Genomic DNA, 23,191 nt, shown 5'->3' on the forward strand with positions numbered 1-23,191 from the left:
GGCGGGGCTGTCGTCGCACTGCCCGCGACCGATCCGCGGTGCTGGTGTGGGATAGAATGGTGTGCTTGCATAAGTGAAGACCGACAATTCAATGCTCGTGGGCGACCCCGTTCGCTGGAGCCGGAGAGGATATGGGCCATGGATATCGACCTCGATGTTCTGCGCGTCATCGAACGTGAGCGCGAGATTCCGTTCGACACCCTGATCGAACTCATCGAACAGGCGCTCTTCCTTGCCTACCAGAAGACCGAGGGTGCGTGGCAGGATGCCCGCGCCGAACTCGACAAGAAGACCGGCGAGGTCCGGATCTGGGCCGTCGAGTTCGACAACGACGACAACCCGATCGGCGAATTCGACGACACCCCCTCCGGGTTCGGCCGCATCGCCGCGCAGACGGCACGCCAGGTCATCCACCAGCGCCTGCGCGACGTCGAGGACGAATCGGTGCTCGGCAGCTTCAAGGGCCGCGAGGGAGAGATCGTCTCCGGCACCATCCAGCAGGGCAGGGATCCGCAGATGGTCCAGGTCGACCTCGGCGAGGTCGAAGCCGTGCTGCCCCCGCACGAACAGGTTCCCGGCGAGGAGTACGGCCACGGCAAGCGCCTGCGCGTCTACATCGCCGACGTCCACAAGGGACCCAAGGGCACCTCGGTGACGGTCTCGCGCACCCACCCCAACCTCGTCCGCCGCCTCTTCGCGCTCGAAGCCCCGGAGATCGCCGACGGCACCGTCGAGATCGTCTCCCTGGCCAGGGAGGCCGGACACCGGACGAAGCTCGCGGTCCGCGCGACGAAGCCCGGCGTCAACGCGAAGGGCTCGTGCATCGGCGAGCTCGGCTCCCGGGTGCGCGCGGTGATGAACGAACTCGGCCAGGAGAAGATCGACATCGTCGACTACAGCGACGACCCCGCGAAGTTCGTCGCCCATGCGCTCTCCCCGGCGAAGGCGACGCGCGTCGACATCCTCGACGCCGGTGCCCAGGAGTCCCGGGCCGTCGTCCCCCGCGACCAGCTGTCCCTGGCGATCGGCAAGGAGGGGCAGAACGCCCGACTCGCCGCGAAGCTCACCGGCTGGAAGATCGACATCGTCGCCGAGGACTGAGACCGCAGGCCGGCCCGCCGTCACCAAGGTGCCATCGCCGAGGCGGTCGTCGGGAAGGCCGTGCACCGAGGTCACAAGGGTCCCTGAGGAAACCCGGCGGCACCTCCGTGACCCCGGACACAGTCGCCGGTGGCGCGGCGCGGAATAGAAGTGCGGTAGAATTGTTGACTGTGAATGTCGGCAGTGCACCTCGAAGGACGTGCATCGCCTGCAGGAAGACTGCGAACCGGGACGAACTCGCGCGTTTCGTGCATCGACCCGATGAGCAGCCGGCCATCGTCCGCGACGTGTCAGCGACACTGCCCGGACGTGGCGCCTGGATCCACCCGGACGTCGAGTGCCTGATGAAGGCGCGGACCCCGGCACCCTTCGCTCGAGCCTTTCGAACGAAGATCACCGCTTCGGATCTCCCGGAGCTGGACATCGAACCCCAGAAGAACGGGTGAGCTAAGAATGGCTGACAAGTAGTGAGTGTCGTGCGATGACACCCTCACCGGAATTCGAGAGAGCAGTGTAATGAGACCTGCTCTTCACTGATGAGGTTCTTTCCTGACCGGGAAAGAACCCGGACAGGAGAACTGTGGCAAAGCCCCGTGTCCATGAGCTCGCGAAAGAGCTCGGCACAACCAGCAAGATCGTCCTCGAGAAACTCCAGGACATGGGCGAATTCGTTCGCTCCGCCTCCTCGACGCTCGAAGCCCCCGTCGTCCGACGGGTGAAGGAGGCGTTCGCCGATTCCGCGCCTGCCTCCGGCAAGGCGAGCGGCGATTCCGCCAAGAAGCCGGCTGCCAAGCCCGGCCAGAAGTCTGCGGCCAAGCCCGGCGCCCCGGCGGCGAAGCCTGCCGCGAAGCCCGGAGCCAAGCCGGCACCGAAGGCCGATACCGCCGACGCGAAGCCGGCTGCCGCGAAGCCCGCGGCGAAGCCCGCCGCCAAGCCCGCTGCGAAGCCCGCCGCCGAGGCGGAGGCTCCTGCCGCACCGCCGGCCGCCGACGAGTCGGCTGCCCGTCCCGCGGCTCCCAAGCCCGGTGGTGCGCCGAAGCCCGGTGCCGCCAAGCCCGGTGGTGCCGCACCGAAGCCCGGCGGTCGCCAGGGCGGACAGGCAGCGCGTCCCGGCAACAACCCGTTCGCGCCTTCGCAGGGCATGCCGAAGCCGGGCGGACGCTCGGGCGGCCCGAAGCCCGGCAGCCGTCAGGGCGGCCAGGGCGGTGCCCGTCCCGGCAACAACCCGTTCGCGAACTCGCAGGGTATGCCGAAGCCGGGTCAGCGTCCGGCTCGTCCCGCCGGTGAGGCCGGCGCCGCCGGACCGCGTCCGGGAGCCCCGCGACCCAACCCGTCGATGATGAAGAACTCCGCGCTCAACAAGCCGGCCCCCGGTCGGGGACGCGGCGGAGGCGGACGCAACGCTCCGGCCGGCGGACCCGGGGGAGGCCCCGCGGGCGCTCCCGGCAGCGCACCGGCAGGTCGTCGCGGACCGGGCGGAGGCCCGGGTGGCGGCGGTCGCGGCTCCGGTCGCGGTCGCGGCAGCACCCAGGGCGCGTTCGGTCGCGGCGGCGGTCCGCGCCAGAAGGGCCGGAAGTCGAAGCGGGCCAAGCGCGCCGAGCTCGAGCAGATGCAGGCGCCGTCGATCGGCGGCGTGACCGTTCCGCGCGGTGACGGCGAGACTCCGCTGCGCCTGCGCCGCGGCTCCTCGCTCGCCGACTTCGCCGAGAAGATCAACACCGACCCGACGAACCTCGTCACGGTGCTCTTCCACCTCGGCGAGATGGCGACGATCACCCAGTCGCTCGACGAGGACACCTTCCAGGTCCTCGGTGAGGAGCTCGGCTACAAGATCGAGATCGTCTCTCCCGAGGACGAGGACCGCGAGCTGCTCGAGACCTTCGACATCGACCTCGATGCCGAAGCCGCCGAGGAGGACGACGACGATCTCGTCGCCCGGCCCCCGGTCGTCACCGTCATGGGTCACGTCGACCACGGCAAGACGAAGCTGCTCGACGCGATCCGGTCGGCCAACGTCGTCGCCCGCGAGGCCGGCGGCATCACCCAGCACATCGGCGCCTACCAGGTCGAGGTCGAGCATGAGGGCGCCGAGCGCCGCATCACGTTCCTCGACACCCCGGGTCACGAGGCGTTCACCGCCATGCGTGCCCGTGGTGCGAAGTCGACGGACCTCGCGATCCTCGTGGTCGCCGCCGACGACGGCGTGATGCCGCAGACGATCGAAGCGCTCAACCACGCGCAGGCCGCGGATGTGCCGATCGTCGTGGCGGTCAACAAGATCGACAAGGAGGGTGCGAACCCGGCCAAGGTCATGCAGCAGCTCACCGAGTACAACCTCGTGGCCGAGGAGTACGGCGGCGACACGATGTTCGTCCCGATCTCCGCGCTCAAGCGCGAGGGCATCGACGAGCTCCTCGAGTCGGTGCTGCTGACCACGGACGCCGCTCTCGACCTGCGGGCGAACCCGAACAAGGCCGCCCGCGGCATCGCGATCGAAGCCAAGCTCGACAAGGGCCGCGGCGCTGTCGCGACCGTCCTCGTCGAGTCCGGCACCCTGCGTCAGGGCGATGCGATCGTCTGCGGCACGGCCTTCGGTCGCGTCCGTGCGATGTTCGACGAGAACGGCAATTCCGTCGCCGAGGCGGGACCCTCGCGTCCCGTCCAGGTGCTCGGTCTGTCCTCGGTGCCGCGCGCCGGTGATTCGTTCATCTCCACCGATGACGACCGCACCGCCCGGCAGATCGCCGAGAAGCGCGACGCCATCGAGCGCAACGCCGCCCAGGCCCGTGGCCGCAAGCGGATCAGCCTCGAGGACTTCACCAAGGCACTCGCCGAGGGCAAGGTCGACATGCTCAACCTCATCCTCAAGGGCGATGTCTCCGGTGCCGTCGAGGCGCTCGAGGATTCGCTGCTCAAGATCGACGTCGGCGACGAGGTCGACCTCCGCATCATCCACCGCGGCGTCGGTGCGATCACGGAGAACGACATCAACCTCGCCACCGTCGACAACGCGATCGTCATCGGCTTCAACGTCCGGCCGGAGGCGAAGGCCCGCGACCTGGCCGACCGCGAAGGCGTCGACGTGCGCTACTACTCGGTCATCTACCAGGCGATCGACGACATCGAGAACTCGCTCAAGGGCATGCTCAAGCCCGAGTTCGAAGAGGTCCAGACCGGCTCCGCGGAGATCCGCGAGGTCTTCCGGTCCTCGAAGTTCGGCAACATCGCCGGCTCGATCGTCCGCGACGGGGTCATCACCCGCAACTCCGCTGCGCGCGTCACGCGCGACGGCGTGGTCATCGGGGACAACCTCAAGGTCGAATCGCTGCGGCGGTTCAAGGATGACGCCACCGAGGTGCGCGAGGGCTACGAGTGCGGTATCGGACTCGGCAGCTTCAACGACCTGCGCGTCGGTGACATCATCGAGACCTTCGAGATGCAGGAGAAGCCCCGCGACTGATCGCGATGCTGGACAAGCGGCCGGTGCACCTGTGCACCGGCCGCTTCGCTCCGTTTAGACTTTCACTTCCGGGCAACCGCCCGACACGGATAAGAGGATGAGGACATGGCAGACGCAACCCGCGCACGCAAGATCGCCGACCAGATCAAGGTCATCGTGGCGAGCACGATCGAACGCAGGCTCAAGGACCCGCGCCTCGGCTTCGTCACGGTCACCGACGTCCGCGTCACCGGCGACCTCCAGCACGCGACGATCTTCTACACCGTCTACGGCGACGGCTCCGACCTCGAGTCGACGGCCGCCGCCCTCGAGTCCGCGAAGGGCTTCATCCGCTCCGAGGTCGGCAAGGGGCTGACGATCCGGCTCACCCCGAGCCTCGAGTTCGTCGCCGACGCCGTCCCCGAGGAGGCCCAGCGCCTCGACAACCTGCTCGCCCGCGCCGCAGCCGACGATGCGCGCATCGCCGATCTCAAGAAGGACGCGAAGCACGCCGGCGATGCCGATCCGTATCGGAAGGCCGAGGCCGACACCGACGAAATCTGAGACTTTCCTCGCCCTCGTCAGGAGCCCTCCGGCCTGTCGTCGCACCGCGACGGCGGGCCGCTGAACTGGGGCGGAGGTGGCACGTCGCATTGTGCGAACGCGAGCTTCGCCACACTGGGCGAAAAAATCCCTCGTAACAGTTTTGTTATCTTTCCGCGATGCCCTAGACTTTTTCGGGTAACGATCTGATTACGACTCTGTTAAGGGAATTCTGCATTGGGTAAGCACTCTTCACCAAAGCCCGGCTTCGCCAAGCAACTGATCCGGGACCTCACTCCCGCGACCAAGCGCTCGAGCGGCCGTCACTCTGCTGAGGCCCCTTCGACGGCCACGTCCGTGCTCGCCACGGTCAAGCAGCGGCCCGTCGTCGCAGCGATCGCCGTGCCGGCGGCCGCCACGGCAGCCGTGGTCGGATCGACCGTCGTCATGGGCCCGCCGGAGACCGGCACCGTGACGACCGAAGCCGCGAGCACCGCGCAGCAGGAGCCCGCCTCGACCCCCTCGGCCGTGAGCCAGGACGAGATCGACGCGCAGCGCGCGGAAGCCGGCGAGAAGTACATCGAAGAGGTCAAGAAGGACCCGAAGTACAAGAACAAGACGTCGAAGACCACGCTCGAGGTCAAGACGCCGAAGCCGAAGCCCACCGCGGAGACCGAGTCGAAGGACGAGAAGCCGTCCTCCTCGCCGTCGAAGGACAGCGGTTCGGACTCGAAGAGCAGCGGCAGCACCCCGAGCGGCGTGGAGACCCCGCCGTGCAAGGTGTCGTCGTCGATCGAATCGACGCTCCTGCCCAACGCCGTCAACGGCTACCGTGCCGTGTGCGCGAAGTTCCCCGAGGTCAAGACCTACGGTGGCCGCCGCCAGGGGTCGGGCACGTCCGACCACTACACCGGCGAGGCCGTCGACATCATGATCTCCGGCCCGACCGGGGACCGGATCTCCGAATACCTCATCAAGAACGCCAAGGCGCTCAACGTCAAGTACGTCATCTTCGAACAGCGCATCTGGATGCCCGGCAGCGGCTGGAAGTCGATGGAGGACCGCGGTTCGGCGACGCAGAACCACATGGACCACGTCCACGCCTCCTTCAACTGATCCCCGCCTGAGCACGATCGCCTGACACCGGTGACCGAACCTTCCCCGCAGGGCATCCTCGTCTGCGACAAACCACAGGGCCTGACCTCCCACGGGGTCGTCTCGCGGCTGCGCCGCTGGTACGGCACCCGCAAGGTCGGCCACGCCGGCACCCTCGATCCGATGGCCACCGGCGTGCTCGTCCTCGGACTCGGCCGCGGGACGAAGCTGCTCACGCACATCACGGGCGCGACGAAGACCTACGACGCGACGATCCGCCTCGGCGCGGGCACTCCGACCGACGACGCGGACTCCGAGGTCGACGTCCTCGCCGATCCCGCGGTCCTCAGCGCCGTCAGCGACGGTGACATCGACGCCGGCGTCGGTCGGCTCCGCGGCGTCATCGACCAGGTGCCGAGCGCGGTCTCGGCGATCAAGGTCGACGGCAAGCGCTCGTATGCGCGGGTGCGCGCCGGCGAGGACGTCGTCCTCGAGCCCCGCCGGGTCGAGATCACCCGCTTCGACGTCCTCGAGATCCGCCGCGACCCCGAGGCGGGACACCTCGACCTCGACGTCGTCGTCGACTGCTCCTCGGGCACGTACATCAGGGCGCTCGCGAGGGACCTCGGCGCCGACCTCGGCGTCCACGGTCATCTCACCGCGCTGCGCCGCACCCGCGTCGGTCCCTTCGCGCTCAGCCAAGCAGTGACGATCCCCGAGGATCTCGACACTCCTGCGCCCCCGCTCATCTCCCTCGCCGAGGCGACCGCGGGCCTGCTGCCCCACGTCGAGGTCGACGCGGCGCAGGCCACCGCGCTCATGCAGGGCAAGGCCCTGGCAGGCCCATGGGACGTCGCCGGCGACGAGGTCGCGGCACTCCTTAACGGCGAGCTCGTCTCCGTCGCCGAGGTGCGCGCCGACGGCAGTCTCAAGTCGCGCACCGCCTTCGCCATCGACCGCGCGTGAGCCGGTTCGCAGACCATCCCGGCCTGCGATACTCTGAGTCGGTGCACGGAAGGAGCAGCGCTCGAGTGGAGATCTATCACGGCCTGGACGAGGTCCCGGACTTCGACCCCGGCACCGTCATCACCCTGGGCAACTTCGACGGCGTCCACCGTGGGCATCAGACAGTCCTCCGCGCCGTCGCCGCCGAGGCCGTCGAGCATTCGCTGACGTCGGTGGCGATGACCTTCGACCCGCACCCACGCACGATCCACAGCCCGGACACCCCGACGCTGATGATCACGAGCCCGGAGCAGAAGTCCGCGCTCATCGCCGAGACCGGCATCGACGTCCTCTTCGTCCAGCCCTACGACCTCGAGTTCGCCGCGCAGACGCCGGAGGAGTTCGTCGCCCGGTACTTCGTCGAGGGGCTGAAGTGCCGGTGCGTCGTCGTCGGCGACGATGTCAGGTTCGGCCACGACAACTCCGGGACCATCGAGACCCTGCGCCGCCTCGGCGAGGAGATGGGATTCACCACGGTGACGATCGATGAGGTCGGGCGCGGGGGACGGTATTCGTCGTCGCGGATCCGTGACCAGATCATCGCCGGTGATGTCGCCGAGGCGGCCGATCAGCTCGGTCGCTACCACCGGGTCGAGGGCACCGTCGTCCACGGTGACGCCCGCGGACGCGACCTCGGGTTCCCCACGGCCAACCTCTCCGCCGACGCCGCGGGACTCATTCCCGCCGACGGCGTCTACGCGGGCTGGGCGAGCTTCGAGGGGGAGGAGCATCCGTTCCCCGCCGCGATCTCGATCGGGACGAACCCGACGTTCCAGGGTGACTGCCGCCGGGTCGAGGCCTACGTGCTCGACAAGGAGTTCGGGGAGTTCGACGTCTACGACCGGCACATGACCCTCGACTTCGTCGCGCGCATCCGCGGACAGGTGACCTTCACGGGCATGGACGCGCTCATCGCGCAGATGCACGAGGACATCGCCGATGTGCGCGAGGTCCTGCACACCTGATAAGCTGATCTCTGCCGTTTTCACCGGCCGCGGTCCCAGAGGGCTGGAACTGACCTGTTCCGGCGCCGCGCAACGATACGTAAGGAGAACTCCATGGCTCTCGATACTGCCACGAAGCAAGAGATCATCAAGGAATACGGAACTCACGAGGGCGACACCGGTTCTCCCGAGGTTCAGGTTGCCCTGCTGACCCGCCGGATCACGGATCTCACCGAACACTTCAAGGATCACAAGCACGACCACCACTCGCGTCGTGGCCTGCTGCTCCTCGTCGGTCAGCGCCGCCGGATGCTCAAGTACCTCCAGCAGGTCGACATCGAGCGCTACCGCTCGCTCATCAAGCGCCTCGGCCTGCGCCGCTGATTCCAGCGCCGCTGCGTCCAGCGCCGCTGATTCGGGTCGACCCGGATCCGCGGCCGGCTCTCTGAGGCTGCTTCCTTGCTGAGGTTGCTATTGCGCTGAGTCCGTCAGCTCGCACGAACGCCCCGCCCTTCTCGGCGGGGCGTTCGTCGTTGCCGGGGGAGGGGCTGGCTGGGCCGGGGGCGTGGCGCCGGTGCAGAGCGGTGCTTGTGACGGTACGGGTTGGTGCTGTAACGGTGCATGGCGGTGGTGGAACGGTGCAGTGCGCTCCGGCGACACGGGGTGCGCGGAGTGCCTGTCGGCCAAAAGTCGAATGCCGCTCGACTAGTGGTCGGGCGATTCTACTTCTGGCCGACAGTCGGTGGTGTGTCGCGAACTTCTCGCCGGCAGATCGACTTTCGGCTCGCACAACGACTTCTCGAGGACAGGACTTCTGGGCGGCTCAGCGACTTTCCGCCAGCGAACAACTTCTCGCGCGCGGGAGCGTCAGAGTTTTGGCGCCGATGTTGCGACACGGGGTGAGCGGAGCGACTGTCGGCCAAAAGTGAAATGGCGCTCGACTAGTGGCCGGGCGATTCTACTTCTGGCCGGCAGCCGGTGGTGTGTCGCGAACTTTTCGCCGGCAGATCGACTTCCAGCTGGCACAACTACTTCTCGCGGACACGACTTCTCGCCGGCATAGCGACTTTCGGCTGGCACAACGACTTCTCGCGCGAGGGTGCGTCAGGGCTTCGGCGCCGGTATTGCGACACGGGGTGAGCGGAGCGACTGTCGGCCAAAAGTCGAATGGCGCTCGACTAGTGGCCGGACGATTCTACTTCTGGCCGGCAGTCGGTGGTGTGTCGCGAACTTCTCGCCGGCAGATCGACTTCCAGCCGGCACAACGACTTCTCGCGGACACGACTTCTGGGCGGCTCAGCGACTTCTGGCCGGCACAACGACTTCTCGCGCACAGGACTTCCGGCCGGCACAACGACTTCTCGCCGGCAGATCGACTTCCAGCCGGCACGCAGCGCACGACGGGCAGCGCTCTCGGCACCCTCGCGCGCACCCGCGAGACCCCGGCCGTGACCGGGAGTTCAGCTGTGCGCGGACCCACGGTCGGATGACGGCAACTGCGGTAGACTGACCGGCGGACACCTATGCCATGGACGTTTCGGTCCTCGGTAGTGGCCTCCGGAGGATGGCAGATGCCCGCGCAGACGCCCTCATCCGTGGGCCCCGATCGATGACCGGCCCTGGTTCCATGGCGTCCACGACACTGTCCGCCGGCGCGGCAGGCGCACCCGCCCGTCCGTCGGCATCGAACTAGGAGACTACGTGGGTACCACCCCTGAAACCACCGTGGCCACGATCGACAACGGTCGCTTCGGCTCACACACCATCCGCTTCGAAACCGGCCGCCTGGCCAAGCAGGCCGCCGGCTCCGCCGTCGCCTACCTCGACGACGACACGATGCTGCTCTCGGCGACCACCGCCGGCAAGCACCCCCGTGAGGGCTTCGACTTCTTCCCGCTCACCGTCGACGTCGAAGAGCGCATGTACGCCGCCGGCCGCATCCCCGGCTCGTTCTTCCGCCGTGAGGGCCGCCCCTCGACCGACGCGATCCTCACCTGCCGCCTCATCGACCGTCCGCTGCGCCCGTCCTTCGTCAAGGGTCTGCGCAACGAGGTCCAGGTCGTCGTCACCGTGATGTCGATCAACCCCGACCACCTCTACGACGCCCTGGCCATCAACGCCGCGTCGATGTCGACTCAGCTCTCGGGTCTTCCGTTCTCCGGTCCCATCGGCGGCGTGCGCATCGCGCTCATCGACGGCCAGTGGGTCGCCTTCCCGAACTTCTCGCAGCTCGACGACGCCGTCTTCGACATGGTCGTCGCCGGTCGCATGGTCGGTGACGACGTCGCCATCATGATGGTCGAGGCCGAGGCCACCGAGAACTCGATCGACCTCGTCAAGACCGGCGCGAAGGCCCCCACCGAGGAGGTCGTCGCCGAAGGTCTCGAAGCCGCCAAGCCCTTCATCGCCGAACTCTGCCGCGCCCAGCAGGAACTCGCCGACCAGGCCGCGAAGCCGACCGTCGAGTTCCCCGTCTTCCGCGACTACCAGGACGACGTCTTCGAGGCCGTCAAGGACCTCGCCGAGGCGAAGCAGACCGAGAACTTCCAGATCGCTGACAAGCAGGAGCGCGAAGCCGCCGGCGAAGAGCTCCTCGCAGAGCTCTTCGACAAGCTCGGCGAGCGCTTCGAGGGCCGCGAGAAGGAGATCGCCGCGGCGCTCAACGCCCTGACGAAGCAGGTCGTGCGCAAGCGCATCCTCACCGAGCAGGTCCGCATCGACGGACGCGGGCTCAAGGACATCCGTCCGCTCTCGGCCGAGGTCGGCGTCATCCCGCGCGTCCACGGCTCGGCGCTCTTCCAGCGCGGCGAGACCCAGATCCTCGGCATCACGACGCTCAACATGCTGAAGCTCGAGCAGCAGATCGACTCGCTGTCGCCGGTGACCTCGAAGCGCTACATGCACCACTACAACTTCCCGCCCTACTCGACCGGTGAGACCGGTCGGGTGGGCAGCCCGAAGCGCCGCGAGATCGGCCACGGCGCTCTGGCCGAGCGCGCCCTGGCCCCGGTCCTGCCCTCGCGTGAGGAGTTCCCGTACGCGATCCGCCAGGTCTCCGAGGCCCTCGGCTCGAACGGGTCGACCTCGATGGGCTCGGTGTGCGCCTCGACGCTGTCGATGCTCAACGCCGGTGTGCCCCTCCAGGCTCCGGTGGCCGGCATCGCGATGGGCCTCGTCTCCGACGTCATCTCCACCGACCAGGGCGAGCAGACCGCGTACGCGGCCCTGACCGACATCCTCGGCGCGGAAGACGCCTTCGGCGACATGGACTTCAAGGTCGCCGGCACCCGGGACTTCGTCACCGCGATCCAGCTCGACACGAAGCTCGACGGTCTGCCCTCCTCGGTGCTCACCGCCGCGCTCAAGCAGGCCCGCGAGGCCCGCATGGTCATCCTCGACGTCATGGCCGAGGCCATCGACGCCCCGGGTGAGATGGCGGCGACGGCTCCGCGGATCATCTCGGTGAACATCCCCGTCGACAAGATCGGCGAGGTCATCGGCCCCAAGGGCAAGATGATCAACCAGATCCAGGAGGACACCGGCGCGGACATCAGCATCGAGGACGACGGCACCGTGCTCATCGGCGCGACCGACGGCACCTCCGCCGAGGCGGCCCGCTCGATGATCAACGCGATCGCCAACCCGCAGGTCCCCGAGGTCGGCGAACGCTACCTCGGCACCGTGGTCAAGACGATGAGCTTCGGCGCGTTCGTCTCGCTCACCCCGGGCAAGGACGGGCTCCTCCACATCTCCGAGCTGCGCAAGCTCAACGACGGCAAGCGCGTCGAGGATGTCGAGGACGTCGTCGGCGTGGGCCAGAAGGTCCAGGTCGAGATCACGAAGATCGACGACCGCGGCAAGCTCTCGCTCGCTCCCGTCGTCGACGGCGATGACGACGCGGACGCCGAGGCGGACGAGGAGTCGGAGAACTGATACCAGGCTCCACGCACACCGGGGAGGACAGCCGCATCGAACGGTCTGTCCTCCCCGGTGGTCTCACCGTCACCACCGAGCACATGCCGGGTCTCGCCTCCGAGACGATCGGCATCTGGGTCGCCGCCGGGTCCCGTGACGAGACCGCGGCGACCGCCGGCTCGACCCATTTCCTCGAGCACATGCTCTTCAAGGGCACCTCGACGAAGGACGCGAAGACGATCGCCGCGGCCTTCGACCGCACGGGCGGGGACTCCAATGCCATCACGGCCAAGGAGTTCACGTGCTACTACTCCCGCTGCCTCGTCACCGACCTCCCGGCGATCACCTCGCTGCTCCTCGACATGGTCTCCGACTCCACGCTCGACCCTGTCGAGTTCGAACGTGAGCGCGGGGTCATCATCGAAGAGCTCGCGATGGCCGCCGACGATCCCGGCGACGTCCTCTTCGACGACTTCGACGCCCTCGTCTTCTCAGACCACCCGCTGGCCCGTCCCGTCGGGGCGACGAAGGACCAGATCCGGGTGCTCGGCCACCACACCCTGCTCGACCACTACGCCTCGACGTATGTGCCCGGCCAGCTCATCATCGCCGCGGCCGGCGGCGCCGAGCACTCCGAGGTCGTCGGCATGGTCGAACGGGCACTGACCGAGACCGGAGCGTTCGCGACGACCGTGGCCCTGCCGGAAGAGGTCGAGACCTCGCCGGGCGCAGGCGTCATCGGGCACCCGCATGCGGCCGCCTCGGCGCGCGCCCTGCCCGAATTCCGCACCGGCCGCTCGCACACGACCAAGGACACCGAGCAGTTGGGGATGCTGCTCGGATGCCAGGGTCTGCCCGAGGGCCACCCGGACAGGTTCGTCTACTCGGTGCTGCTCACCCTGCTCGGCGGCGGCATGTCCTCGCGGCTGTTCCAGAGCATCCGCGAGGAGCGGGGGCTCGCCTACGCGGTCAACGCGACCGCGAGCCAGTTCACCGACATCGGGACGTTCGGGATCTACGCCGGCTGCAGCCCCGAGAACGGGCAGGCCGTCCTCGACCTGGCACTCACCGAATGGGACCGCCTCGCGCAGCTCCCGCCGAGCCGTGCCGAACTCGACGAGATCGTCTCCCAGCTGTCCGGGTCGATGGTGCTCGGACTCGAATCCTCGGCGGCGCGGATGAACCGCCTGGCCCGGGCCGAGATCTTCGGCATCCCGCTCGAAGCGCCCTTCGACCTCATCGAGCGCATCCGCTCGGTCACCCCCGACCAGGTCAGCGCCATGGCCGGCGATCTCCTCGTGCGACCGAAGGCGCTCTCCCTCGTCGGCCCGGCCACCGACGTCGCACTGCGGGACTGAGGCCGGCGCATGGGTCGCAAACGCGCCGAGGTGCGCCGCGAGGAGATCCTCGCCGCGACCATCGACGAGATCGAGGCGACCGGGCTGCGCGCCCTGCGGGTCGCCGACGTCGCCCGCCGCCTCGACCTGAGCGCGAGCCTCGTCATCTACCACTTCGCGACGAAGGAGGCCCTCGTCACCGAGGCATTCGCCTTCGCTGGTGAGAACGACCTCGACCGGGCCCGGGCGATCGCCGCCGCGGACCGTCCGGCGCAGGAGATCCTCGACGACCTCCTCGCGTGGTACCTGCCGAGCGGGTCGACGCGCAGCTGGACGATCTGGATGGACGCATGGTCCGCGGCGCTCTTCGACGAGGAGATCAGGGCCACGCTCGCCCGTCTCGATCGCGCGTGGCAGACCGTGTTCGCCGAGGTGGTCCGCGCCGGTGCGGAGACCGGAGAATTCACCGTCGCCCCCGGTGACATCGCCGAGGCGGTGACGAAGATCCTCGCCCACCTCGACGGTCTCTCGATCCGGCTGATGACCTCCGAGACCGACTCCCGGGCACTCATGCTCGACTGGGTCCGCGACTTCGCCGACTCCGCCCTCGGACGCGCCCGCCCCCGGTCTTGACGCGTGGCGCCCTGCGGCCGCAGACTGGTGTGAGACGCTTACTGAACCGCTATTCAGTAAGACCTCCATCCGCCCGTCCCTCGGAGGCCCCATGTTCATGGACATCACCTGGCAGGACCCGATCACCGGCACCCACGGCTTCGTCGTCATCGACACCCTCGTGCGCGGCGCCGCCTCCGGGGGCCTGCGCATGCGTCCCGGGTGCACCCTCGAGGAGGTGCGCGGACTCGCCGAGGGCATGACCCGCAAAGAGGCGATCCACCTCGTGCCCGGACGCCGGTACGTCCCCGTCGGCGGGGCGAAGGGCGGCATCGACTTCGACCCCCGCGCCGAGGGCGCCGTCGACGTCCTCGAGCGCTTCCTCGTCGCCGTCAACCCGCTCATGCACGCGTACTGGGCGCTCGGTGAGGACCTCGGAGTCCGGCAGGACGACATCGACGAGATCCTCGAGCGCTGCGGCCTCGGCAGCGGACTGAGCGCGGTCGAGAAGCTCGTCGCCGACCCCGCCGCAGCCGAGCAGAGGTCACTGACGGCGTTCTCGACGATCGTCGACGGGGTCGCCCAGGACGAACTCGTCGGCGGACTCGGAGTGGCCGCCTCGGCGCTGGCCGCCCTCGAGGCCGACGGTCGGTCACCGGCGGACACGACCGCGGTGATCCAGGGATTCGGGTCGATGGGCGGGGCGACCGCGCGCTTCCTCGCCGAGGCGGGGGTGCGGATCGTCGGCATCGCCGATGCCGACGGGTTCGTCTCCAACCCCGCGGGCCTCGACGTCGAGACGCTGCTCGCCACCCGCGACCCCTACGGCGGCGTCTCCCGGGACGCGCTGCGCCCGGAGGACCAGGTCGGCGACCGCGACGACTGGCTCGCCGCCGAGGCCGACCTCCTCGTGCCCGCGGCCGTGAGCTACGCGATCACCGCCGACAACAGCGACCGCGTCCGTGCCAGGCACATCGTCGAGGCCGCGAACATGCCCGTCACCGCCGAGGCGGAGGAGGCCCTGGCGGCCCGCGGCGTCACCGTCGTCCCCGACTTCCTCGCGAACTCCGCGACGAACGCCTGGTGGTGGTGGGTGTACTTCGGAGACATCGACGGCTCGTGGGAGCAGAGCCGGGCCCTCATCGTTGAGACCCTGCGGAACCTGACGACCGAGGCGATCACCGCGGCGCGGGAATCCGGCGTCACCCCGCGCGTCGCCGCTCAGGCCCGGGTCGACGCGAACCTCGCCGCCCTCGCCGACCTCGACCGCCCGATGGGTCAGGCTTAGGGCGCGACGTGGACCAGTTCTTCGATCCCAGCAGCGTCGCTGTCCTCGGAGCCTCGAACAATCCGGCGAAGTGGGGCTTCTGGCTCGCCGCCGGAGCCCTGACCGGGGCGGGGCGACGGCGCGTCTTCCTCATCAATTCGAGCGCCACCTCGATCCAGGGCGTGCCGACGCACGCGCGCCTGTCCGATCTGCCCGAGGCCCCCGAGCTCCTCGTCATCTCGATTCCGGGTGCCGGGGTCGAGCCCGTCGTCGCCGAGGCGCTCGCGGCGGGCGTGCGCGCGTTCCTCATCGTCTCCACCCGGGTGCCCCGGGCCGTCGAGCTCGCCGCGACGATCACCGCCGCCGGTGCCCGGCTCATCGGCCCCGGCTCCCTCGGCCTCGTCGACTCCGGCAACGAGCTGCTCCTCGCGTGGGGCCATTTCACGCCGGGCTCGCTCGCCGTCGTCTCCCAGAGCGGGCAGCTCGGCTCGGAGATCGCGACACTCTCGGCCCGCAGCGGCATCGGGATCTCCCGGTTCGCCTCGATCGGCGGGCAGTCCGATGTCCGGGCGGCGGAGATCCTCGACACCCTCGTCGACGATCCCGCCACCAGTCAGGTCGCCGTCTACCTCGAATCCTTCAGCGGGGGAGAGGCGATCGTCGCTGCCCTCCAGGGCCTGCGGGCAGCGGGCAAACCGACGATGATCCTCACCACCGGAGCCTCGACCGCCGGCAGACGGCTCGCGCGCTCCCACACCGGGGCACTCACCTCGGCGATCGACGCCGTCGATGCGGCCTGCCGGAAGGCCGGCGCGATCCGCCTGTCCTCACCGTCGGAGATCGTCGAACTCGCCGGGTACTTCGCCTCCTCATGGCTGCCGGGCGGTCGCCGGGTCGCGATCGTCTCCGACTCGGGCGGTCAGGCAGCGATCGCCGCGGACATGGCCGAACTCCACGGCCTCACCGTCGATCCGCTCACTGCGGCGACCCGTGCCCGCGTCGAGGCCGTCATCCCCGAGGCCGGGCACATCGACAACCCCATCGACCTCGACGGGGCCGGGGAGAAGGACCTGAGCGTCTACGCCCGCGTCGTGCGCGAGCTCCTCACCGACGACAGCGTCGACGCCGTCGTCCTCACCGGGTACTTCGGTGCCTACGGGGAGGACACACCGGAGCTGGAAGCGGCTGAACTCGCCGAGGTGGCCGTGCTCGGCGAGGCTGCCGCGGAGCTGCGCAAACCCCTGCTCGTCCATTCGATGAGCGCGGATTCCCCGGCCGTGACCGACCTGTGGGCGCGGTTCGTCCCCTGCTACCGGTCGATCGACACGACGATGCGGGTGCTCTCGCTCGCCGCGTTCTACGCCGCCCACTCCGGTCGGATCGCCGAGGCGCTCGAACAGTCGGCGGCACTGACCCCGTGGGGGACCGGCTACAGCGCGGCCCGGGAGACGATCGCGGCGGCCGGGGTCGCCGTGCCCGCTGGGGTGCGGGTGGGGGACTCCGATGACCTCGCCGAGGCGGTCGCGGCAGCGGGTCTGACCCCGCCGTTCGTCCTCAAGGCCGGGTGGCCCGCGCACAAGACGGAGGTCGGCGGCATCGTCCTCGGGTTGCCGGACCTGCCCGCGCTTCACGCCGCGCACACGGAGATGGTCGGCCGCCTCGGTGCCGGTGAGTACATCGTCGAGGAGATGGACCGGCGCGAGCACGTCGTCGAGATCCTCGTCGGCGGGCGGCAGGACGAGAACTTCGGTCCCATCGTCATGGTCGGGGCCGGGGGCACGGAGACGGAGCTCTACGAGGACACCCGTCTCGAACTCGCCCCGGTGTCGCGGACCGAGGCCCTCGACATGCTCGCGCGGCTGAAGATCCACCGGCTCCTCCAAGGTTGGCGGGGCCGGCCACCCGCCGACGTCGAGAGCCTCGCCGACGTCGTCGTCGCCGTCTCGCGGCTCATCGCCGGGTCGAACGCGATCACGGAGATCGAGATCAACCCCGTGCGCGTCGCCGCATCCGGGGCGCTCGCCGTCGACGCCCTCGTCATCACCGAGTCCGGGGAGACCGAGGAGACCGATGAGCCCGAGGAGACGGACGCGGCAGGCGACTCCGCCACCCCTGCCCACCCGAGCACCGACACCCACGGCCCGGGCCAGGCCATCCCTACCCACCCGAGCACCGACATCCGAACGGAGACGAGCGCATGAGCGAACTCACCGGCGGCGGCCACCTCGCCGCAGCCCTGGCCGCCGAGGGCATCACCCGCGTCTTCGGGATCCCCGGCACCCACAATCTCGAGATCTTCGCGCAGCTGAGCGAGCACGGCATCGAGATCGTCTCGCCCCGCCACGAACAGGGGGCGGGGTTCATGGCCGACGGAGCCGCCCGCGTCACCGGTGACGTCCAGGTCGTCGTGACGACGACGGGACCCGCCGTGCTCAACGCGCTGACCGCGCTGCTCCAGTCGTTCACAGACTCCGTGCCGGTCCTCCTCATCAGCCCCGGCATGCCCTCGACCCATCCCGGCCGCGGCACCGGCCTCCTCCACGAGGTGCGCAACCAGGCGCTCGCGATCGAGGCGATCCTCGGCGACAGTCACCGGGTCACCAATGTGGGCGAGGTGCCGCTGGCCGTCGCGCAGGCGCTCACGCTCATTCGCTCCGGCCGGCCCCGGCCCGCGAGCTTCGAGATCCCGCTCGACCTCATCGAGGCGACCGGGCCCGGCATCATCCACCCCGCCGTCACACGGCCCCTGCCCGTGCTCGACGAGCACGGAATCGCCACCGCCGCCGAGGCGCTCGCCGCCTCCCAGCGTCCGCTCGTCATCGCCGGCGGCGGGTCCCACGGTGCGGGGGAGGGGATCGTCGCCCTCGCCGAGGCGCTCGGTGCCGGGATCATCCTCTCCGCGAACGCCAAGGGCGCGATCGCCGGTGACCATCCGCTCATGCTTGGGGCGATCGGGTTCCTCCCCGAGCTGCCCGACATCCTCGCCCGCGCCGATGCCGTCGCAGCGATCGGCACCGAACTCGCCCCGAGCGACTTCTGGCCCGAGCCGCTGCCCCTGCCCGACACCGTCGTGCGCATCGACATCGACGAGACGCAGATGCTCGGCAATGCCGCGGTCAGCCATCCCCTCGTCGCCGACGCGACCGAGGCCGCCGCCTCTCTCGCCGCCGCTGTGAAGCGGGTGCGGGACCGCAGCGGCGCCGAGGCGGTGGCGTCGGGCGGCTGGCCGGCCGAGGTCGCGGAGATCGCCCGCGTCGCGGCCGCCCGCGACGGGCAGCCGTGGGCGGTGCTGTCGGAGGGGCTCACCGCGTTCACCCAGGCCGCGGAGTCCCCGGTCGTCATCGCCGCCGACCAGACGATGAGCTGCTACTACGGCGTGCAGACCGGCTGGGCGGCCCGCCTCGGCGACCGCTATCTCTATCCGGCCGGCGCGGGCACGCTCGGGTTCGCGCTGCCGGCGGCGATCGGGGCGAAGCTCGCCGACCCCGCGGCCCGCGTCATCGCGATCGAGGGCGACGGGGGAGCGATGTTCACGATCCCCGAACTCGCCGCCGCCGTCCAGGACGAGGCGAGCCTCGCGCTCATCATCGTCGACAACGGCGGATACGGGGAGATCCGCAACGAGATGGCCGACCGCGGCGACGTGCCCACCGGCGTCGCCCTGCGCGGACCGGACTTCCCGGCCCTCGCCTCGGCGATGGGGGCCCACGGAGTCCACGTCGACGGCGCCGAGGCACTCACCGCCGCCCTCACCTCGGCGATGGAGCGGACCGGACCCACCCTCATCCACCTGTGGGAGGACTCCCGGGCGTCCGAGGACATGCTCGGCCGCTGAGGACCCACCCGACCCGACATCCACCCCCGCATCCGGCGGGGGACGAAGGAGAGCTATGACCTACACCCCGTGGCCGCTCAGCGAGGAGCAGTCCGCCGTCATCGACCTGTGCCGGACCTTCGCCGTCGAGCAGATCCGACCGGCGGGCCGCACCGTCGACGAGGCCGACACCGAATCGCCGGTCGACCTCTTCGCCGCGGCGGCGAAGCTCGGGATCACCGACTTCATGATCCCCGAGGAGTACGGCGGGGGCGGGTTCACCGACGTGTTCACGCAGTGCCTCGTCCAGGAGCAGCTGTGCTTCGGGGATCCGGGGATCGGGAACTTCGTGTGCTCGAACGGCTTCTTCGCCGACCCCGTGCTCGCGCTCGGCACCGACGCGCAGAAGGAGGCGTGGCTGCGGCCCCTGACCGGGGAGAGGCCGAAGTTCACGGCGCTCGCGACGACCGAACCCGGCTCCGGATCGGACTCCGCGTCGATCATCACCCGCGCCGATCGGACCGACGGCGGATACCTCCTCAACGGGCAGAAGGCGTGGATCTCGAATGCCGGGCTCGCCGACTTCTACGTCGTCTTCGCGAAGACCGACCCTGCGCAGCGGGCCCGCGGGGTCAGCGCGTTCCTCCTTGAAAAGGACACCCCGGGCATGGAGTTCGGGGCGCCGATGAAGAAGATGGGGCAGCGGGCGATCGTGTGCCGGGAGATCTTCCTCTCCGACGCGTTCGTCCCCGAGGACAACCGCCTCGGCGCGGAGGGCCAGGGGTTCTACGGGCTCATGCGCACCTTCGACATCTCCCGCGTCGTCCTCGGCGCCGCCGCCCTCGGCACGGCCCGGGCGGCGTACGAATACGCCCGGGACTATGCGCGCGAGCGCGAGCAGTTCGGGAAGCGGATCATCGACCATCAGGCGGTCGCGTTCCGACTCGCCGACATGTCCGCGCGCATCGACGCCGCGTGGCTGCAGGTGCTCAACGCCGCCCGGATGATCGACGCCGGTGACGCCGTGCCGCGGGAGCGGGTGACCGCCGCAGCGGCGATGGCGAAGCTGGGCGCCTCGGAGACGGCGATGTTCTCCACCTGGGCGGCCGTCCAGACCCTCGGCGGCTGGGGCTACTCGCGCGAGCATCCCGTCGAGCAGTGGATGCGCGACGCCAAGCTCGAGGAGATCGAGGAGGGCACGAGCGACATCATGCGCCTGCTCATCTCGCGCAGCCTCCGCTGAAACCTCGGCGAGTCCCGGAATAGCCTGACCTAACCTTGTGTTGTTCGAGATGAGGCCCTGATATAGGGTCGAAAATGAAGCCGCCGGCCAAGGCGGGCATCAATTCTCTTCAGGAGGAATCTCATGGCTGAGCAGTACACACTTCCGGAGCTGCCCTACGACTACTCCGCTCTCGAGCCGCACATCTCGGCTCGCATCATGGAGCTGCATCACGACAAGCACCACGCGACCTACGTCAAGGGCGCGAACACCGCGGTCGAGCAGATCGCCGAAGCCCGCGAGAGCGGCAACCTCGCGAACCTGCCCAAGCTCATCCGTGACCTCTCGTTCAACCTCGGCGGTCACGTCAACCACTCGATCTTCTGGCAGAACATGTCCCCGGACGGTGGCGACAAGCCCGTCGGCGAACTCGCGGCTGCGATCGATGACCAGTTCGGCTCCTTCGACAAGTTCCGCGAGGTCTTCACGACCGCGGCGACGACGATCCAGGGCTCCGGGTGGGCCGTTCTCGTCTACGATCAGCTCGGCGGCAACCTCTTCGTCGAACAGCTCCACGACCAGCAGTCGGACATCCAGCAGGGCGGCACCCCGATCCTCCAGCTCGACATGTGGGAGCACGCGTTCTACCTCGACTACCAGAACGTCAAGCCCGACTACGTCAAGGCCTGGTGGAACATCGTCAACTGGGAGGACGCCGGCGCTCGCTTCGACCGCGCGGTCAACCAGACCAAGGGACTGCTCCTCGGCTGAGGCGCTCTCCTGAGCTGAGCGCGTGAGGCCGACGCGGGTCTCAGCGTTGACGCTCGCGCTCATCAGGCGGCCCGGACTCCATCACGGAGTCCGGGCCGCTGCTTGTTTCGAGGGCGACCGGTAGGGTGAGCCCATGACTGCTCACCTGCGATCATGGTCGCCGTCCGACGCCGAGGCGCTCGCTGAGATCTACGCCGTGGCCGATCCCGAGTTGCAGCGCAACATCCCCGAGGACCACACCGCGGCAGGGGCGAGCACATGGATCGAGTCGATTCTCACCGCCGAGGCCGACGGCACGGCGCGCGCCTTCGCCATCGTCGACGGTACGAGGATCCTCGGCAATGTCATGGCGACAGGGACCGAACGACGCCACTCGACGACGTGGATCTCGTACTGGCTGCGCCCGGAGGCGCGGGGGCAGGGCCTCGCCTCCTCCGCGCTGCGCACACTCGTCGACGTCCTCCACGACGACCTCGGTGTCTATCGCCTCGAACTCGGGTACCGCGTGAACAACCCGGCCTCCGGAGCCGTCGCCGCGGCCGCCGGGTTCCTCGTCGAAGGACGTGAACGGCAGCGCCTCGACTACGGCGGCGTCCGCTACGACACCGAGGTGGCTGCGCGGCTGAGCGGGGACCCGCGGTCGCCGGGCGGACGGCTGCCCATCGTTCGCGGTGATGGGTCGGCGGCCGGCGGCGAGGGTCTGGCGGCCGGCGGCGACGGGTCGGCGGCCGGCGGCTAGGGTCCGGCGGCCCGTGGCGACGGGTCGGCTGCCCATCGCGAGTGGGGACGGACCGCCTCGGCGCGGTGACGACCTGAACGACCGACTGCAGCGGACTCGCTAGACTGGCCTGCGGGCGAAACCGCCCGCAGATCACCGTCGGAGGAAGCGAGCGCACATGAGGGTAGCCGTCATCGGAGCACAGGGACGGATGGGAGCCCAAGCCGTCCAGGCCGTCGAGGAGGCCGAGGGCCTCGACCTCGTCGCCGCGCTCGGCAGCTCGGACTCACTGGAGACGCTCACCGACCTCGACATCGACGTCGCCGTCGAACTCACCGTGCCCAAGGCCACCGAGGACAACGTCCGGTTCCTCGTCGAACACGACATCGACACCGTCGTCGGCACGACCGGGTGGGATGCCGACCGGCTCGAGCGGCTCACCGCCCTCCTCGCCGACCACCCGGACACGGCCGTCCTCATCGCCCCCAACTTCTCGATCGGGGCGGTGCTCGCCATGCGCTTCGCCGAGGTGGCCGCCCCCTACTTCGACTCCGCCGAGGTCGTCGAGATCCACCATCCCCGCAAGCTCGACGCCCCCTCGGGCACCGCCGTGCACACCGCGCAGCGCATCGCCGCTGCCCGCCGCGACGCCGGCCTGCCTGCCGTTCCCGACGCCACCGAGACCGACCCCGACGGCGCCCGCGGTGCGGTCATCGACGGCATCCACGTCCACGCGATCCGCCAGCTCGGCATGACCGCCTCGGAGGAGATCCACTTCGGTGCCGCCGGCGAGGCCCTGACGATTCGGACCGATTCGTTCTCCACCTCGGCGTTCATGCCCGGCATCATCACCGCCGTGCGTGCGATCGGCGATCGGACCGGGCTTCTGCACGGCCTCGAGAGCATCCTCGACCTCTGATGTCGAAAGCGAAGATCGGGGCGATCATCGTCTCCGTCGTGCTCGCGTTCTACTTCGTCCTCATGGGACAGCGGGCGTGGATCCTCCTGCGCGAACCCGAGCTCATCCCCAAGCTCATGGGCATCGCCCTGCTCGTGCTGCCGATCGTCGGTGCGTGGGCGCTCATCATGGAGCTCCTCTTCGGGTCGCGGATGGAGCGGCTCGCGAAGATCCTCGAATCCGAGGGAGGACTGCCCGTCGACGACCTGCCGCGCACGCCCGGCGGCCGGATCGTGCGGGAGGCCGCCGACGAGGCGTTCGCCCAGTACCAGTCCGAAGCCGACGCCGCACCGGATGACTGGCGCTCGTGGTTCCGTCTCTCGTGCGCCTATGACGCGAGCGGCGACCGGCGCCGTGCCCGCGCGACGATGCGCAAGGCGATCTCGATGGAGAGAGCCGGGCAGGCGTAGGCGCTCTGGCTCCGGGCGGTTCTGCCGCCGGCTCGGGGGC

19 protein-coding genes are annotated in these 23,191 nt (G+C 69.4%); all 19 read left to right on the forward strand.

What is annotated here, in order from left to right; all coding sequences use genetic code 11:
• Window positions 1–138 precede the first annotated feature (138 nt).
• The 19 genes from nusA (at window position 139) to J9315_RS06400 (ending at window position 23,151) form a co-directional block, all read left to right on the forward strand.
• A complete protein-coding gene (gene nusA, locus J9315_RS06310; protein WP_137826046.1) occupies window positions 139–1,101 on the forward strand; it encodes a transcription termination factor NusA in 963 nt (320 codons plus the stop codon).
• Window positions 1,102–1,271: 170 nt separating this feature from the next.
• Window positions 1,272–1,547, forward strand: a complete 276-nt coding sequence (locus J9315_RS06315; protein ID WP_211979028.1) for a YlxR family protein — start codon at window positions 1,272–1,274, stop codon at window positions 1,545–1,547.
• Between the two features lie 134 nt (window positions 1,548–1,681).
• A complete protein-coding gene (gene infB, locus J9315_RS06320) occupies window positions 1,682–4,561 on the forward strand; it encodes a translation initiation factor IF-2 (RefSeq protein ID WP_211979029.1) in 2,880 nt (959 codons plus the stop codon).
• 105 nt (window positions 4,562–4,666) lie between these two features.
• Window positions 4,667–5,104 (forward strand): 30S ribosome-binding factor RbfA, encoded by a 438-nt coding sequence (gene rbfA, locus J9315_RS06325; RefSeq protein ID WP_211979030.1) that lies wholly within the window; start codon window positions 4,667–4,669, stop codon window positions 5,102–5,104.
• A 336-nt stretch (window positions 5,105–5,440) separates the two neighbouring features.
• A complete protein-coding gene (locus J9315_RS06330; protein ID WP_249121047.1) occupies window positions 5,441–6,199 on the forward strand; it encodes a ligand-binding protein SH3 in 759 nt (252 codons plus the stop codon).
• Between the two features lie 30 nt (window positions 6,200–6,229).
• Complete coding sequence (truB, locus tag J9315_RS06335; protein WP_211979032.1) at window positions 6,230–7,144, forward strand: tRNA pseudouridine(55) synthase TruB; 915 nt, start codon at window positions 6,230–6,232, stop codon at window positions 7,142–7,144.
• Window positions 7,145–7,209: 65 nt separating this feature from the next.
• A complete protein-coding gene (locus tag J9315_RS06340; protein WP_211979033.1) occupies window positions 7,210–8,148 on the forward strand; it encodes a bifunctional riboflavin kinase/FAD synthetase in 939 nt (312 codons plus the stop codon).
• Window positions 8,149–8,241: 93 nt separating this feature from the next.
• Window positions 8,242–8,511: a 30S ribosomal protein S15 gene (rpsO, locus tag J9315_RS06345; protein WP_137826052.1), complete on the forward strand. Its 270-nt coding sequence runs from the start codon at window positions 8,242–8,244 to the stop codon at window positions 8,509–8,511.
• Window positions 8,512–9,828: 1,317 nt separating this feature from the next.
• Window positions 9,829–12,060, forward strand: a complete 2,232-nt coding sequence (locus J9315_RS06350) for a polyribonucleotide nucleotidyltransferase (RefSeq protein WP_198499124.1) — start codon at window positions 9,829–9,831, stop codon at window positions 12,058–12,060.
• A 35-nt stretch (window positions 12,061–12,095) separates the two neighbouring features.
• On the forward strand, window positions 12,096–13,400 hold the full coding sequence (locus J9315_RS06355) for a pitrilysin family protein (protein WP_282959873.1): 1,305 nt from the start codon (window positions 12,096–12,098) through the stop codon (window positions 13,398–13,400).
• 9 nt (window positions 13,401–13,409) lie between these two features.
• On the forward strand, window positions 13,410–14,012 hold the full coding sequence (locus J9315_RS06360; RefSeq protein ID WP_211979035.1) for a TetR/AcrR family transcriptional regulator: 603 nt from the start codon (window positions 13,410–13,412) through the stop codon (window positions 14,010–14,012).
• 91 nt (window positions 14,013–14,103) lie between these two features.
• The gene (locus J9315_RS06365; RefSeq protein ID WP_211979036.1) at window positions 14,104–15,279 is read left to right on the forward strand and encodes a Glu/Leu/Phe/Val dehydrogenase dimerization domain-containing protein; all 1,176 of its coding nucleotides are present in this window, start codon (window positions 14,104–14,106) and stop codon (window positions 15,277–15,279) included.
• 8 nt (window positions 15,280–15,287) lie between these two features.
• Window positions 15,288–17,459 carry an acetate--CoA ligase family protein gene (locus J9315_RS06370; protein ID WP_211979037.1) on the forward strand — a complete coding sequence of 724 codons (2,172 nt, stop codon included), beginning with the start codon at window positions 15,288–15,290 and terminating at the stop codon, window positions 17,457–17,459.
• A complete protein-coding gene (locus J9315_RS06375; protein WP_211979038.1) occupies window positions 17,456–19,093 on the forward strand; it encodes a thiamine pyrophosphate-binding protein in 1,638 nt (545 codons plus the stop codon). The genes J9315_RS06370 and J9315_RS06375 overlap by 4 nt, the downstream gene beginning before the upstream one ends.
• Window positions 19,094–19,148: 55 nt before the next feature.
• Window positions 19,149–20,315 (forward strand): acyl-CoA dehydrogenase family protein, encoded by a 1,167-nt coding sequence (locus J9315_RS06380; protein WP_211979039.1) that lies wholly within the window; start codon window positions 19,149–19,151, stop codon window positions 20,313–20,315.
• Between the two features lie 123 nt (window positions 20,316–20,438).
• A complete protein-coding gene (locus J9315_RS06385; protein WP_009378466.1) occupies window positions 20,439–21,065 on the forward strand; it encodes a superoxide dismutase in 627 nt (208 codons plus the stop codon).
• 133 nt (window positions 21,066–21,198) lie between these two features.
• On the forward strand, window positions 21,199–21,804 hold the full coding sequence (locus J9315_RS06390; protein WP_211979040.1) for a GNAT family N-acetyltransferase: 606 nt from the start codon (window positions 21,199–21,201) through the stop codon (window positions 21,802–21,804).
• A gap of 157 nt (window positions 21,805–21,961) precedes the next feature.
• Window positions 21,962–22,702, forward strand: a complete 741-nt coding sequence (dapB, locus tag J9315_RS06395) for a 4-hydroxy-tetrahydrodipicolinate reductase (RefSeq protein WP_211979041.1) — start codon at window positions 21,962–21,964, stop codon at window positions 22,700–22,702.
• A complete protein-coding gene (locus J9315_RS06400) occupies window positions 22,702–23,151 on the forward strand; it encodes a tetratricopeptide repeat protein (protein ID WP_137826337.1) in 450 nt (149 codons plus the stop codon). Before dapB ends, J9315_RS06400 begins: the two co-directional genes overlap by 1 nt.
• Window positions 23,152–23,191: the final 40 nt, after the last annotated feature.

Origin of the sequence: Brevibacterium sp. W7.2 (assembly GCF_018137945.1) — a bacterium.
GTDB lineage: Bacteria > Actinomycetota > Actinomycetes > Actinomycetales > Brevibacteriaceae > Brevibacterium > Brevibacterium sanguinis.